This window comes from Cupriavidus sp. GW823-FHT06D04, from assembly GCF_058795055.1.
In genome coordinates this window covers 1-13407 of the sequence record NZ_JBXAHL010000037.1, presented here as the reverse complement: position 1 = coordinate 13407, position 13407 = coordinate 1, and the positions used below count along the sequence as shown (strand labels likewise).

Annotated in this window: 14 protein-coding genes and 1 pseudogene; 6 read left to right on the top strand and 9 right to left on the bottom strand. The window is 68.7% G+C overall.

Annotated features, from left to right (window positions below):
• Positions 1-36: 36 nt before the first annotated feature.
• Both AC1Q7H_RS31620 and AC1Q7H_RS31615 read right to left on the bottom strand, forming a co-directional pair.
• A complete protein-coding gene (locus tag AC1Q7H_RS31620; protein WP_013952390.1) occupies positions 37-708 on the bottom strand; it encodes a nitroreductase in 672 nt (223 codons plus the stop codon).
• A 34-nt stretch (positions 709-742) separates the two neighbouring features.
• On the bottom strand, positions 743-1618 hold the full coding sequence (locus AC1Q7H_RS31615) for a crotonase/enoyl-CoA hydratase family protein (protein WP_013952391.1): 876 nt from the start codon (positions 1616-1618) through the stop codon (positions 743-745).
• Positions 1619-1846: 228 nt separating this feature from the next.
• Here AC1Q7H_RS31615 and AC1Q7H_RS31610 point away from each other — a divergent pair, with 228 nt between their 5' ends.
• The 3 genes from AC1Q7H_RS31610 (at position 1847) to AC1Q7H_RS31600 (ending at position 4615) form a co-directional block, all read left to right on the top strand.
• Positions 1847-2818, top strand: a complete 972-nt coding sequence (locus AC1Q7H_RS31610) for an NAD(P)H-dependent flavin oxidoreductase (RefSeq protein WP_013952392.1) — start codon at positions 1847-1849, stop codon at positions 2816-2818.
• Between the two features lie 4 nt (positions 2819-2822).
• Entirely contained in the window at positions 2823-3293 is a 471-nt protein-coding gene (locus AC1Q7H_RS31605; protein WP_013952393.1) for a PaaI family thioesterase, read from the top strand.
• 146 nt (positions 3294-3439) lie between these two features.
• A complete protein-coding gene (locus tag AC1Q7H_RS31600; protein ID WP_013952394.1) occupies positions 3440-4615 on the top strand; it encodes an acetyl-CoA C-acetyltransferase in 1176 nt (391 codons plus the stop codon).
• A 185-nt stretch (positions 4616-4800) separates the two neighbouring features.
• On the opposite strand, the gene AC1Q7H_RS31595 is transcribed toward AC1Q7H_RS31600, so the two are convergent.
• The 5 genes and pseudogenes from AC1Q7H_RS31595 to AC1Q7H_RS31575 all read right to left on the bottom strand — a co-directional run bounded on the left by AC1Q7H_RS31595 (position 4801) and on the right by AC1Q7H_RS31575 (position 8182).
• Positions 4801-5475, bottom strand: a complete 675-nt coding sequence (locus AC1Q7H_RS31595; RefSeq protein WP_013952395.1) for a histidine phosphatase family protein — start codon at positions 5473-5475, stop codon at positions 4801-4803.
• A 198-nt stretch (positions 5476-5673) separates the two neighbouring features.
• A complete protein-coding gene (locus AC1Q7H_RS31590; RefSeq protein ID WP_013952396.1) occupies positions 5674-6360 on the bottom strand; it encodes a TetR/AcrR family transcriptional regulator in 687 nt (228 codons plus the stop codon).
• A gap of 160 nt (positions 6361-6520) precedes the next feature.
• Positions 6521-6709 (bottom strand): VIT1/CCC1 transporter family protein, encoded by a 189-nt coding sequence (locus AC1Q7H_RS31585; RefSeq protein ID WP_492380196.1) that lies wholly within the window; start codon positions 6707-6709, stop codon positions 6521-6523.
• An 85-nt stretch (positions 6710-6794) separates the two neighbouring features.
• Positions 6795-7118, bottom strand: a pseudogene (locus AC1Q7H_RS31580) (VIT1/CCC1 transporter family protein); the annotation flags it as partial.
• Between the two features lie 161 nt (positions 7119-7279).
• On the bottom strand, positions 7280-8182 hold the full coding sequence (locus AC1Q7H_RS31575) for a LysR family transcriptional regulator (RefSeq protein WP_013952398.1): 903 nt from the start codon (positions 8180-8182) through the stop codon (positions 7280-7282).
• Between the two features lie 98 nt (positions 8183-8280).
• On the opposite strand from AC1Q7H_RS31575, the gene AC1Q7H_RS31570 reads away from it, so the two are divergent.
• From AC1Q7H_RS31570 to AC1Q7H_RS31560, 3 genes are all read left to right on the top strand, one after another.
• Positions 8281-8922, top strand: a complete 642-nt coding sequence (locus tag AC1Q7H_RS31570) for a glutathione S-transferase family protein (protein WP_013952399.1) — start codon at positions 8281-8283, stop codon at positions 8920-8922.
• A gap of 54 nt (positions 8923-8976) precedes the next feature.
• Positions 8977-9951 (top strand): pyridoxamine 5'-phosphate oxidase family protein, encoded by a 975-nt coding sequence (locus AC1Q7H_RS31565; protein ID WP_211979729.1) that lies wholly within the window; start codon positions 8977-8979, stop codon positions 9949-9951.
• A gap of 139 nt (positions 9952-10090) precedes the next feature.
• Positions 10091-11098 (top strand): Bug family tripartite tricarboxylate transporter substrate binding protein, encoded by a 1008-nt coding sequence (locus AC1Q7H_RS31560; protein ID WP_013952401.1) that lies wholly within the window; start codon positions 10091-10093, stop codon positions 11096-11098.
• Positions 11099-11127: 29 nt separating this feature from the next.
• Here AC1Q7H_RS31560 and AC1Q7H_RS31555 read toward each other — a convergent pair whose 3' ends face one another.
• Entirely contained in the window at positions 11128-11568 is a 441-nt protein-coding gene (locus AC1Q7H_RS31555) for a hypothetical protein (protein ID WP_211979730.1), read from the bottom strand.
• 113 nt (positions 11569-11681) lie between these two features.
• Positions 11682-13277 carry an exonuclease domain-containing protein gene (locus AC1Q7H_RS31550; protein WP_153955500.1) on the bottom strand — a complete coding sequence of 532 codons (1596 nt, stop codon included), beginning with the start codon at positions 13275-13277 and terminating at the stop codon, positions 11682-11684.
• Positions 13278-13407 lie beyond the last annotated feature (130 nt).

Genomic DNA, 13407 nt, shown 5'->3' with positions numbered 1-13407 from the left:
CGCGCCGCAGCCGAAGGCTGCGCGCGCGGTTGCGGCTCAGATGCCCATGAACTCCGTGAATTCGTCCAGCGGCGCGCGCACGGCGCGCAGCTGGTTGGCGGGCGCCTCGGGGTCTTCGTAGCCGATCGCCATGCCGGTGAACAGCATCCGTTCGGCCGGCAGCGACAGGAACTTGCCGATGGTCTGCGGGTACATCGCCCAGCATTCCTGCGCGCAGCTGTCCAGCCCTTCTTCACGCAGCAGCAGCATCACCGTCTGCAGGTACATGCCCAGGTCCGACCATTGCGGCGGACCCATGCGGCGGTCCACGGTGCAGAACAGCGCCAGCGGCGCGCCGAAGAAGGTGAAGTTGTTGGCAAACTGCGCCAGCCGCCGCGCCTTGTCCTCGCGCGGGATGCCGAGGTAGTGGTAGAGCGCCTCGCCCACCTGGAAGCGGCGGTCGCGATAGGGCGAGACCAGCTCGCGCGGGTAGATGTCGTATTCGCGCTCGTCACCCGCGGGCGCCTGGGCGATGCGCTCGCGCATGATGGCGCGCAGCCCCTCCAGGGCCTCGCCGCCGACGACATGGATATGCCAGGGCTGCAGGTTGCCCCCGGAGGGGGCGCGCGCGGCGGCGTCGAGCACGCGGCGGATGGTGTCGGGCGCAACGGCCCGGGGCAGGAAGCCGCGGACGGACTTGCGGCTGGCGACGGCTTGGCTGACGTTCATGCGAATTCCGGAAAGGTTGATCGACGGGCGCGCTTCAGATGAAGGGCGGCTCGCTGGTCCAGTCGAAGAAGTCCGGCATGTCGTGCGACACGGTTTCCGGGAAGGCGGCGGGACGCTTCTCCAGGAAGGCGCTGACGCCTTCCTTCACGTCGGCGGAGCGCCCGCGCGATTGGATCGCGCGGCTGTCGAGCTTGTGCGCTTCCATCGGGTGGCTGGCGCCGGCCATGCGCCAGATCAGCTGGCGCGAGATCGCCACCGAGACTGGCGCGGCATTGGCGGCGATCTCGCGGGCAATGGCCTGGGCGGCAGGCAGCAGGTCCTCGGGCGCGTGCAGTGAGCGCACCAGGCCACGTTCATGCGCTTCCTGGGCGGAGAACACGCGGCCGGTATAGCACCATTCCAGCGCGGTCGAGATGCCGACCACGCGCGACAGGAACCACGACGACGCCGCTTCCGGCGTGATACCCCGGCGCGCAAAGACAAAGCCGAACTTGGCGTCGGTCGATGCCAGCCGGATATCCATCGGCAGCTGCATGGTCACGCCCACGCCTACCGCGGCGCCGTTGACCGCGGCGATCACCGGCTTGAGGCTGCGGAAGATGCGCAGCGACACGCGCCCGCCGCCGTCGCGGTGCGCGGTATCGGGGCTGGCGCCATAGCGCTTCTCGAAGTCGAAGGTGGCGCTGCCGCCGGACAGGTCGGCGCCGGCGCAGAAGGCGCGGCCCGAGCCGGTGACGATGACGGCGCGCACGTTGTCGTCGGCATCGGTGGCGTCGAACGCGGCGATCAGCTCATGCATCATCTGCGCGGTGAACGCATTGAGCTGGTCCGGGCGGTGCAGGGTGATGGTGGCGACACCGTCTTCAACGGCGTAGCGCAGGGTTTCGAACGAAGGCGTGGCTTGCGTCATGAGGGCTCCTGCCGGGAAAAGGGGGAGGGGTGCCGGGGTGGGGAAGACGGCACGGGAGATCGCCCAACACTAGTGCAGAATGCGCCGCCCGCAATCGTCGCTTCCGACGAGGCCGGAAATCGGTGCTCGGTCGTAGACTGACGGGGATCAAGCGGCAGGACCGGCACACCCACGACCATACCGTAACACCGTGCGCGCCCTGCCGGCGCAGACAGCAAAGGGACATCCATGAAGACACGAATCACCGAACTGCTTGGCATCCGCTACCCGATCATCCAGGGTGGCATGCAATGGGTTGGCTACGCCGAGATGGCCTCCGCCGTTTCCAACGCCGGCGGGCTGGGCATCCTCACGGCGCTGACGCAACCCACGCCCGAGGACCTGGCCAACGAGATCCGCCGCTGCCGCGAGATGACCGACAAGCCGTTCGGCGTGAACCTGACCCTGCTGCCGTCGATCAATCCGCCGCCGTACGCGCGCTACCTCGACGTCATCATCGAGAGCGGCGTCAAGGTGCTGGAAACCGCCGGCAACAATCCCAAGGAACATATCGCGCGCGCCAAGGCCGCCGGCATCAAGGTGATCCACAAGTGCGTGGCGGTGCGCCATGCGCTGTCGGCCGAGCGCCTGGGCGTGGACGCGGTGTCGATCGACGGCTTCGAGTGCGCCGGCCACCCCGGCGAGGACGACGTGCCCGGCATGGTGCTGATCCCGCAGGCGGTGCGCAAGCTGTCGATCCCGGTGATCGCCTCCGGCGGCATCGCCGACGGACGGGGCATGGCAGCGGCACTGGTGCTGGGCGCCGAGGGCGTCAACATGGGCACGCGCTTCTGCGCCACGCGCGAGGCGCCGATCCACGACAACGTCAAGAAGGCGCTGGTGCAGGCCAGCGAGCGCGATACCAACCTGATCTTCCGCACGCTGCACAACACCGCGCGCGTGCTCAAGAACGCCGTGTCGGACGAGGTGGTGAGCATTGAACGCCGCCCGGGTGGCGCGCAGTTCGAGGACGTCAAGCACCTGGTTGCCGGCGTGCGCGGCAAGGCGGCGCTCAAGGCGGGCGAGACCGACGGCGGCATCATCAGCGCCGGCCAGTGCGTGGGCCTGATCGACGACGTACCCAGCTGCGAAGAGCTGATCACGCGCATGGTGGCCGATTGCCGCGAGCACCTCAGCGTGGCCTCGCGCTTCTTTGCCTGACGCCATGGCCGAGGCCGAGATCGAGGCGGCGATGACCCAGGCCATCGCCGAGCCGGGCGAAGCTGCCGGCGGGGACGTGCCGGAGGGCTTCGCCCCGCTGCGCCGCCTGAGCGGCTACATGGCGGGCTTCGGCCAGCTCTACCTGCATGCCGGGCGCCGCACGCTGGCGGTGCGGATCGACGAGAGTCACCTGAACAACCTGGGCATCCCGCACGGCGGCATGCTGGCGACGCTGGCCGATACCGCCATCGGCATGATGATGTCGCTGGAAACCGGGCGCTCCAAAAGCGCGGTGACCGTCAACCTGAGCCTGGACTACCTGGATTCCGCGCGCCAGGGCGACTGGGTCGAGGCCCGCGTGGAGTTCGACAAGCTCGGCTCGCGCCTGCGCTACGGCACCTGCCGGCTGGTCAGCGGCGAGCGCTGCCTGCTGCGCGCGACCGCCATCTTTGCAGTGCTGGCGCCGCGCACCTGAGGCCTGCGGCAAACTTCGTCGCTTCCGACGACGCTTGCCGCCACCCGCGGCGCAACAATGCAAAGCGACACTGCCGGCGCCAGATGCCGGCACTCCGGACAACACCATGGCTGCCCCGGCAGCCTGCACCGAACCAAGGAGATCACATGGCAGAGGCATATATCGTTGCGGCGGTCCGTACTGCCGGCGGCCGCAAGGGCGGCAAGCTGTCGGGCTGGCATCCGGCCGACCTGGCCGCGCAGGTGCTGGACGCACTGGTGGAACGCACCGGCGCCGACCCGGCGCTGGTCGAAGACGTCATCATGGGCTGCGTGAGCCAGGTCGGCGAGCAGGCCGGCAACGTGGCGCGCAATGCCATCCTGGCCTCGCGCCTGCCTGAAAGCGTGCCCGGCACCTCGGTGGACCGCCAGTGCGGTTCGTCGCAGCAGGCACTGCACTTTGCCGCGCAGGCAGTGATGTCGGGCGCGATGGACATCGTCATCGCCGCCGGCGTGGAAAGCATGACGCGCGTGCCGATGGGCCTGTCGTCTCAGCTGCCGGCCAAGAACGGTTTCGGCGTGCCCAAGAGCCCCGGTGTCGAGGCGCGCTACCCCGGCGTGCAGTTCAGCCAGTTCACCGGCGCCGAAATGATCGCGCGCAAGTATGACCTGTCGCGCGAGCAGCTGGATGCCTACGCACTGCAGAGCCACCAGCGCGCCATCGCCGCCACCAAGGCGGGCCGCTTCACTGCCGAAATCCTGCCGGTGGAAGTGCGCACGGCTGACGGTGCCAACGGCGAAATGCACACCACTGACGAAGGCATCCGCTATGACGCCACGCTAGAAAGCATCGGCAGCGTCAAGCTGATCGCCGAAGGCGGCCGCGTGACGGCTGCCTCCGCCAGCCAGATCTGCGACGGCGCCGCCGGCCTGATGGTGGTCAACGAGGCCGGACTGAAGAAGCTCGGCGTCAAGCCGCTGGCGCGCGTGCACACCATGACGGTGATCGGCCATGATCCGGTCGTGATGCTGGAAGCGCCGCTGCCGGCCACGGAAGTCGCGCTGAAGAAGGCGGGCCTGCGCATCGGCGATATCGACCTGTTCGAAGTCAACGAAGCCTTCGCCCCGGTGCCGCTGGCCTGGCTGAAGGCCACCGGAGCCGATCCGGAGCGCCTGAACGTGCATGGCGGCGCGATCGCGCTGGGCCATCCGCTGGGCGGCTCGGGCGCCAAGCTGATGACCACGCTGGTGCATGCGCTGCATACGCACGGCAAGCGCTACGGCCTGCAGACGATGTGCGAAGGCGGCGGGCTCGCCAACGTGACCATCGTCGAGCGTCTGTAAAGCTGTAGCAGCCGGGGCGTGCCGCGCAGGGATGCCGCGCGAGGATTGCTGCAGCAAGAGGTAGTAAAGGGAGAAGGACCGGCGGCGCGGGCATGTCAGAGTGCCCGCGCCAGCAGCTGGAACAAAAAGGGCCGCGATATTGCACCGCGATATTGCGGCCTTTCTTGTTTGCGGTGTGTCGCGCGTCAGGCGAACGTCACTGCGCTGCGCCGGTCGGCGCGTTCCAGGTGCGGCACGTTGTTGAAGCTCAGCAGCCGCTGCACGCCGCGGCCGACGATGATCTCGCAGAACGCCGTGTTGCGGAATTGCAGGTTCATCTCGATGGCGGCCTGGGCCGGTGCGCCAAGCAGGTCGGCCGTGGCGCGACCGATGGCGCCACCGGAGCTCACCACCAGGATGGCATCCTCGCGCGTCGTGCCTTCGCTCGCGTGCGCCAGGGCGCCGGCAATGCGGGCGCCGAAATCGGCCCAGCTCTCGGGCATGTCGGCCAGCCCGTCCTGGGTCCATGCGGCGTAGGCCGCGCGGAAGGTGCGCCAGTAATCGTTGTAGTCGCCGTTCTGGTGCGCGCGGTGGTCGGCGCCGCCGGTGTGGCAACGGTACAGCGCCTCGCCGTCGTATTCGTTCAGGCCCGGGTGCGAGACGATCGCTGCCTGCGGCTGACCCATGCCGGCCAGGATCTCGCTGGCGGTGTCCTGCTGCCGCACTAGCGTGCCGGCTACCACGCGGCTGAAGCTGACGCCGCGCTCCTGGAAATACTCGCCCAGCCAGCGCGCCTGCTGGCGGCCGGTCGGCGACAGGCAATCGTAGTTGGCGGCGCCAAACGAGGCTTGTCCGTGCCGGACGAGGAAAAGCGTGGCCATGAGCGGTCCCGGTGAACGTTGATGCGGATAGGGCTGCGCCCGGCGCGCCGTTTTGCGGCAGGCCGGGGGCGCCGGGCACGGGGCCCGGCGTGGGCACATTCTAGGGAGGTCCGGCGCGCCAGCCAAGCAAGCGCTGCGCAATTCATGGCAGCCATGGCCTGGCTGCATTACCGCGGGTGGCGTGGGCCGGTGGTGTGCTCAGGCCGGCTCTGCGCAGGTGATGCCGAGATAGCCGGCCATCAGGCGGTTGAGTTCCGGGATCATCTGTTCGTCGTCGAGGTGCAGTGGGCCGGAATCATTGAGCACGGCATTGACCAGCACGCTGAACACCGCCTGCATGGCAAAGCGCACGCGCAGCTCGGCGGTCTCGGCAGGCATCGCCAGCCGTGGCACTAGCAACTGCACCATGCGCTCCACGATGGCTTCACCGCTCTGGCGGTGGGGCACCCATTCCTCGGGCCGCGTGGACGCATGCCGCAGCGATGCCCGGATCACGCCGCGGTTGGCCAGGGTGCCGAGCACCATGAAGCGCGCGGCCTTTTCCAGCAGCACCGGTGTCGGCACGTCCTCCCAGCGCTCCTGCGCCAGGTAGCGCTCGGTCGACGCGGCGGTTTCTTCCATGACCAGCGCGCGCAAGGCCTCGAAATAGGCCATCTTGTCGCGGAAGCGCCCATAGAAGGCGCCCACCGATACCTGGCACGCCGCGGCGATCTGCGCCACGGAAACGGCAGCAAAGTCACGCGAGGCAAGCAGTTCGCGGCCCGCGCCCAGCAAGGCCTGTTCGGTCTCGCGCGCACGGCGCTGGCGCGGCGGCTGCAGGATCGAGGGGGTATCGATACGGGGAAAGGAGGCGTTGGCGGTGAAGCCGGATTGGGTCGCTGACATAGGCACTCCGTATTCGAATTCTGATTCGAATTTGAAAATACCGGTGCGCGCCGCGACGCGTCAAGGGTTTTGTCGGGTGGTGGCCCGGCGTGGCGGGTGGGTGGGCTGCGCCGGAGGTGGCGGTGCGGCGCGCACGCTGCGCCGCTTGCCTCAGCGTGGGTCAGAGCGAGCCGAACACGGTGCCCAGTCCGTAGGTGAAGGCTGCCGCCATGCCCCCGATCAGCACCTGCCACAGCGCCGAGAACCATCCCGGGCGGCCATTGAACGACGAGGTGCCCCAGCCCACCAGGCCAAGGCCGGCCAGGCACGCGACGATGCTGCCGAGCTGCGCCGATGGCCCTGCGGTCACGAAGAACGGCAGCAACGGGCACCAGCGCACCGCTGCTGTACAGCACGAAGGAAATTACCGCCGCCTGCACCGGGTTGCCGCCGCGCTCCTGCGGGTTGATGCCCAGCACTTCGCGCGCAAAGGTGTCCAGGGCCGCGCGCGGGTTGCGCATGATCTCGTCGGCGGCGCGCCCGGCGTCGGCCGGGAGCACGCCCTTGCCCTCGATCACCGCGACCAGCCGCTGCCGGGCCCGGGCGGCATCATGCGCGAGCTCGTGCGCCATGTCGCGCAGGCGCTTGTTGTTCATCTCGCGGCTGTTGGTCACCGACAGCCATTCGCCCAGCGCCATCGAGCAAGCGCCCGCGGTCAGGCCCGCCAGCCCGGCCAGGATGACGGCCTCGCGCGAGGCCGCCGCGCCCTCCAGGCCCATCACCAGGCAGAAGCTTGACACCAGCCCGTCGTTGACGCCCAGCACGGCTGCGCGCAAGGCGTTGCCGCTCGGTCGATGGAGCAGGCGCCGCACGCGGGTGCCGAAGCCGGTTGGAGTGGGGGCGCTCGACAGGGGCATGGTCTTTTTGCGATGGAACGTTGTCAGTTGAAGCGCGGGCTCAGGTCATCCCGCATCCATTCGATAAAGGCGCGCGTGCGTGCCGGCAACAGCCGTGCATGGGGATAGATCAGCGACAGCGGCCATGCCGGTTGCTCGAAATCCTCCAGCACGATGCGCAGTTTGCGCGCCTCGACCAGTTGCGCGACCTGGTAAGACAGGAAGTGGCCGAAGCCCGCGCCTTCGGCACAGGCAGCCACGGCGGGCGCGGTCTGGTTGAATTCCAGGTTGCCGGACACCTGCACGTGGAACTCCCGGCCGTCTGCCTGGAAGGTCCACCAGTGCGCGTGGTTGCCGGTGAAGCGCACGCAGTTGGCGCTGGCCAGTTCCTCGGGATGGCGCGGCACGCCGTGCTTGCGCAGGTAGGCGGGCGTGGCCACCACCACGCGGCGGATGCGGCCGACGGTCTGTGCCACCAGCGTGGAATCGGCCAGCGGGCCGATGCGCACGCCCACGTCCAGGTCTTCTTCAAGCAGGTTCACCACGCGGTCGGTGAATTCCATGCGGCAGCGCACGCGCGGATAGCGCTGCACGAAACGTGTGACCGCCGGCGCCACATACATCTGCCCGAACAGCACCGAGGCGGTCAGCGTGAGCTGGCCGCTGGGTTCGACATGGCTGGCGGTCAGGCCGGCCTCGACCTCGTCGATGGTGGCCAGGATGCGCCGGCAGCTGTCCAGGTAGCTGCGCCCCTCGCCGGTCAGCGACAGCCGCCGCGTGGTGCGGTTGAGCAGCCGGACCTGCAATTCGGATTCCAGTGCCGCCAGCGTGCGCACCACCGCCGGCAACGAGGTATGCAGCGTCGTGGCGGCTGCCGTCAGGCTGCCTTCGTCGACGATCCGCACAAAGGTCTGCATCGCGCGTAGCTTGTCCATGGCGCCACACATTACTCCATTTTTTGGAGTAGTCAAATATCAATTGCCCTATTTATTGCAACGGGTTCGGCGTCCAGAATCCGGCTATCCCAACCGTTGAGGAGAGTGCCATGCAAGAGTCCAACCGCCCCGCCAAGCCGCTGGTGCTGTACCGCTCGCCGGTGTCCGGCCACGCCCATCGCGCAGAACTGTTCCTGGGGCTGCTGGGCTTGCCTTACCGTCTGGTGGACGTTGACCTGCGCGGCGGCGAGCAGCGCAGCGAGGCCTTCCTGCGCCTGAACCCGTTCGGCCAGGTGCCGGTGCTGGACGACGACGGCGTGGTCGTCGGCGATTCCAACGCCATCCTGGTCTACCTGGCCACGCGCTATGACGACGGCCGCTGGCTGCCGCGCGACCCGGTAGGCGCGGCGCGCGTGCAGCGCTGGCTGTCGGTGGCCGCCGGCGACATTGCCTTCGGGCCGGCGGCGGCGCGTCTGGGCGTGCTGTTCGGCAGGCCGGTGGCGATGGACGATGCCATCGCCCGCGCGCAGCGGCTGTTCACGCTGATGGAAACCCTGCTGGCCGGGCAGCCGTTCCTGGCGGCCGACCATGCCACCATCGCCGACGTGGCGGCCTACAGCTATATCGCCCGCGCCGAGGAAGGCAACGTGCCGCTGGCGCCGTACCCCGCGCTGAACGCCTGGCTGCGCCGCATCGAAGCCTTGCCCGGCTTCGTGCCGATGCTGGTGTCGAAAGTCGGCCTGGCCGCGTAGCGCCTGCCGGTCCCGCGTATCGACAATCTATCGGACAAGGATAAGGAGCCCGTCATGGATCTGCCCACATGGCCGCACGCCGGCCTGCCATTCCACGCCGGCGAACTGGCCGCTCAGGAGCGCGCCGGCAAGCGCGAACGCATGGCCGCGTCCGGCCCGCGGGTGATCCGTGGCGAGATGCCGGAGCAGCACCGCACGTTCTTTGCGCAGCTGCCGTTCCTGCTGGTTGGCGCCGTCGATGCCGACGGACAGCCCTGGGCCACGATGCTGGCCGGGACGCCGGGGTTTGCGCATACGCCTGACGCCACGCACCTGCGCATCGACGCCGTGCCGCTGCCCGGCGATCCGGCGGCCCCGGCACTGGCGCAGGGCGCGCGTATCGGCCTGCTCGGGATCGAGCTGCCTACGCGCCGGCGCAACCGCATGAACGGGATCATCGCGGCGCGCGACGAGGGCGGGATGACGGTCGAGGTCGAGCAGAGCTTTGGCAACTGCCCGCGCTATATCCAGTTGCGCGACGTGAGCCTTGCCGAGCCGGCGCCCGCGCCGCCCGCCTGGCACGGTGAAGCGCTGGACGAGCAGGCGGTGGCCTGGCTGCGCGGCGCCGATACCCTGTTCATCGCCACCAGCCACGCCGCGTCGCCGCAGGACGAGGGCGAGCACACGGGCGGCACCGATGTCTCGCACCGCGGCGGCAAGCCTGGCTTTATCCGCGTGGACGAGGCCGGCACGCTGACGTTCCCGGACTTCAACGGCAACAACTTCTTCAATACGGTCGGCAACCTGCTGGCCAATCCGCGTGCCGGGATTCTGGTGCCGGATTTTGCCGATGGCTCGCTGCTGCATGTGGGCGGGCGCGCCGAGGTGATCTGGGAGGGCGAGGATCTGGCCTCGTTCACCGGCGCCGAACGGCTGGTGCGGTTGCATGTCGAGCGCGTGATACGGCGGCCGGCGGTGCTGCCGCTGCGCTTCGGATTTCGGGAGTATTCGCCCGTGCTGGCGGACACGGGCGCGTGGCCGGCGCGCTGAGCCGGCGGCTCGAGTCTTTCGTGTTGTCATGAAAATGACATCAAAAAGTCACAAAAGAGTCACAATGGCGGTTGGCGACTGTCCGTAGCACGCCGACCAGGGCGCTGGCGGGCAGCCCTGTATCAAGGAGAAATCAACCGTGGACAAGACGAAGAATAAGCTGCAAGCCCGCCGGGACATCCTGAAACACGCACTGCTGGCCCTGGCCGCCGCGCCGCTGGCGCTGGCGGCGGGGACCGCGCAAGCAGCCTGGCCGGAAAAGCCGATCCGGCTGGTGGTGGCATTTCCGCCCGGCGGTCCGGTCGACACGCACGCGCGCCTGCTGGCCGAAAAGCTGCAGCCGATCCTTGGCCAGACGATCGTGATCGACTATAAGGCCGGCGCGGCCGGCAATATCGGCTCGGACAACGTCGCCAAGTCCGCGCCGGACGGTTACACGCTGCTGCTGGCCAACACCGGGCAGATGGCCATCAACAATTCGCTCTATCCCAAGCTGCCCTACAGCATGCCGAAGGACTTCGCGCCGGTGGCACGTACCGCGCTGATCCCGCTGGTGATGGTGGTCAACAACAACGTGCCGGCGCGCGACCTGAAGACGTTCATCAGCTATGCCAAGGCCAACCCGGGCAAGCTGAATTTTGCGTCAGGCGGCAATGGCGGCATCTCGCACCTGATGCCGGAAATGTTCAAGCAGGCTTCGGGCACGTTCATCGTCCATATCCCGTACAAGGGCAGCTCGCCGGCGCTGACCGACGTGATGGGCGGCCAGGCGCAGATGATGGCCGACTCGATCCCGCTGTTCACGCAGTACATCAAGGCGGGCAAGGTGCGTGCGCTGGCGGTGACGTCGCCGCAGCGCTCGCCCGCGCTGCCGGATGTGCCGACGATGCAGGAGGCCGGGCTGAAGGGCTTCGAAGTGGTGGGCTTCTACGGCATGTTGGCGCCGGCGGGCACGCCCAAGGACGTGGTCGCGCGCCTGTCCGGTGCCTTGCGCACGGTGCTGGCCGACCCCGACACCAAGGCGAAGCTCGAGCAGCAGGGTGCCGAGCCCGCATGGCAGTCGCCGGAGGCCTTTGCCGCCACGATCACTGTCGAGCAGAAGCGCTGGGGGCAGGCGGTGAAGGCGTCGGGCGCCAGTATCGACTGAGCCGGGCTGGCACCCGCGGGCGCCGTGGCTCAGCTGTGCCCCCGATATTTCAGGCTGGCGCAGTGGCCGATGAGCGTGGTGATGCAGCAGGCATCGCCGCGCCACTCGCCGCCGATCACGATGCCGTCCTGGCCGGTCACCAGCTTGCGCTGGCATTGGCCCGGCACCGGCGTGCGCTCCATGCCGGCATCGCGCGGGCCGCTGCCCGGCGCGCGCGCGGGCGCAACCGAATCGTTCCAGACATAAGCCGTGCCGGAGGGCAGCGCCTGCACCGCTTGCGGTGGACCCCACTGGCGTTTCGCCTCATCGATGGGGACGTTTTTCCAGGAATCGAAGACGTCCTGCATGGCGCTGGCCTCCAGGCCGGCGCAGGCACCGGTGATGGCTGCCGCCCACAAGACGGCCAGGCTTGCACGCAGGCTGGCGGCGCCGTGGGCCGTTTCGGCAGGAGGGACTGGGTTGGCTGGCATGTAGGCTCCGCGTCGGCGCGGCCGGCTGCAAGGGCCGGCCTGTGCAGGCTAACGGAGCCGCGCGTCTCGCTGCAAGCGCACTCTGCGCGATGACGCACAGAGCGTGGCCGGCTTCAGTCGGCGAACAAGCCCAGGGGTTGCTGCGCGGCAGCCGGCGGCGCCTTGCGGGCAGTCTGCCCGGCCGGGATGCGTGCCGGGCGTGGTGCCTCGGCGGGGGCCTCGGGGGCGGTCAGCGTGAACGGTCTGTGCACGGACAGCGGCATCGCCTGTGGCATCCATTGCGCCAGCCGCGGCGCGAGGATCTGGTACGTATCGAGGTCGAAATGCGCTGGTGCCGCCGCCAGCGCCTGCGCTTCTTCCAGCGTGGCAGCGCAGCCCAGGTAGCACCAGTCGTCGGCGACATGCCACCAGGCGCGTCCGTCGTGCTGCTCGCGCCAGGCGGCCGGGCCATCGAAGGGCCAGGGCATCAGCGCGATCGGCGCCAGGGCGGCGGCTAGCCGGGCGCGGTGCGCGCTCGACGGCTCGGCGCCGACGCAGGCCCCGGCGCAGCGATGGACCTGGCGCGCAAAGCAGGGGCTGCCACGGCGGGTGGTTTTCTCCAGCGACAGCGTGGCCAGGCACAGGCCGTGCTCCTGCGCCAGTGCGCGCAAGCGAGCCTCGGCCGCGCCGCGGTTGCCGAACACGCCGAACAGGTCGCGATGCCGGCAGAAATCCGTATCGCGATCCGAGCGCAGCCGTGGCACCGGCAACTGCTGCGGCAGTTCCCAGGCAAAGAGCCGGGCATTGCGGCGCAACAGCTGGTTGTGCACTGGCTGCATCGCCTTGACCAGCCGGGCCTCCAGCAGCAGAGCGCCGGTCTCGCCGCCAGTCTCGCGCCATTCCACGCGGCGTACCAGCCGGGCCAGCCGCATGTCCTTACCGTACCGGTAGTCGCCTGAGAAATGGGCGCCGATCCGTTGCCGCAGGTGCACGCTCTTGCCGACATAGAGTGGCACGTCCTGGTCGCCATAGAAGATATAGACGCCGGGCGCCGCCGGCACGTCTTCCAGCGCGGTTTCGTCCAGGCCGGCCGGCAGGCTGGCCCGCCGCACGAGCGTGCGCACGGCCGATTCCACCAGTTCGACGGAATACGTGGCATGGATCTTCTGCCAGAACTGCCACAGCAGCTCGGCATCGGCCAGCGCGCGGTGGCGGCCCTTGGGCGTCAGGCCGAAGCGTGCGATCAGCGCGTCCAGGCCGTGGCGTTCCACGGAAGGGAACAGCGAGCGCGACAGCCTTACCGTGCACAACACGTCGGCCCGGAAGGTCACGCCGGCACGCCGGAAGGCGTTCTTCAGGAAGCCATAGTCGAAGCGCGCGTTGTGCGCCACGAACAAGCGGCCTTGCAGGCGCTCGGCAAGCGATTCCGCCAGTGACTCGAAGGTCGGCTGACCGTGCACCATCTCTTCGGTAATGCCGGTCATGCGCTGGATGAACGGCGGGATCGACATGCCGGGGTCGAGCAGGGTGTCCCATTCAATGATGCCGTCCGGGCCGACTTCGACCACGCCGATCTCGGTGATGCGGTCGCGCTGGGCGTCCGCGCCGGTAGTCTCCAGATCGACAAAGACAATAGGGCGCGACAGCGCTGCGGCGAGAGACTGGGCGTCGAGCAGGCGCGCACCGTCCGCTGGCAGGCGCGACGGCAGGTAGGTAGGCATGTCAGGCATCTGCCGATTTTAAGGGCGCGCTGACGGCGGCACGAAGAAGTTTTCAAAAACCCCTTGCCAACCCCGCTGCGGTCACTTAATATTCGCCCCCTCGCAACACAACGCAGCGCTGCAAAGCAGACGCAGCAAG

What these genes read in the sequence shown, in the direction of transcription:
- AC1Q7H_RS31620 (WP_013952390.1), bottom strand. Translation starts at nt 708, where the DNA reads ATGAACGTCAGCCAAGCCGTCGCCAGCCGCAAGTCCGTCCGCGGCTTC.
- AC1Q7H_RS31615 (WP_013952391.1), bottom strand. Translation starts at nt 1,618, where the DNA reads ATGACGCAAGCCACGCCTTCGTTCGAAACCCTGCGCTACGCCGTTGAA.
- AC1Q7H_RS31610 (WP_013952392.1), top strand. Translation starts at nt 1,847, where the DNA reads ATGAAGACACGAATCACCGAACTGCTTGGCATCCGCTACCCGATCATC.
- AC1Q7H_RS31605 (WP_013952393.1), top strand. Translation starts at nt 2,823, where the DNA reads ATGGCCGAGGCCGAGATCGAGGCGGCGATGACCCAGGCCATCGCCGAG.
- AC1Q7H_RS31600 (WP_013952394.1), top strand. Translation starts at nt 3,440, where the DNA reads ATGGCAGAGGCATATATCGTTGCGGCGGTCCGTACTGCCGGCGGCCGC.
- AC1Q7H_RS31595 (WP_013952395.1), bottom strand. Translation starts at nt 5,475, where the DNA reads ATGGCCACGCTTTTCCTCGTCCGGCACGGACAAGCCTCGTTTGGCGCC.
- AC1Q7H_RS31590 (WP_013952396.1), bottom strand. Translation starts at nt 6,360, where the DNA reads ATGTCAGCGACCCAATCCGGCTTCACCGCCAACGCCTCCTTTCCCCGT.
- AC1Q7H_RS31575 (WP_013952398.1), bottom strand. Translation starts at nt 8,182, where the DNA reads ATGTGTGGCGCCATGGACAAGCTACGCGCGATGCAGACCTTTGTGCGG.
- AC1Q7H_RS31570 (WP_013952399.1), top strand. Translation starts at nt 8,281, where the DNA reads ATGCAAGAGTCCAACCGCCCCGCCAAGCCGCTGGTGCTGTACCGCTCG.
- AC1Q7H_RS31565 (WP_211979729.1), top strand. Translation starts at nt 8,977, where the DNA reads ATGGATCTGCCCACATGGCCGCACGCCGGCCTGCCATTCCACGCCGGC.
- AC1Q7H_RS31555 (WP_211979730.1), bottom strand. Translation starts at nt 11,568, where the DNA reads ATGCCAGCCAACCCAGTCCCTCCTGCCGAAACGGCCCACGGCGCCGCC.
- AC1Q7H_RS31550 (WP_153955500.1), bottom strand. Translation starts at nt 13,277, where the DNA reads ATGCCTGACATGCCTACCTACCTGCCGTCGCGCCTGCCAGCGGACGGT.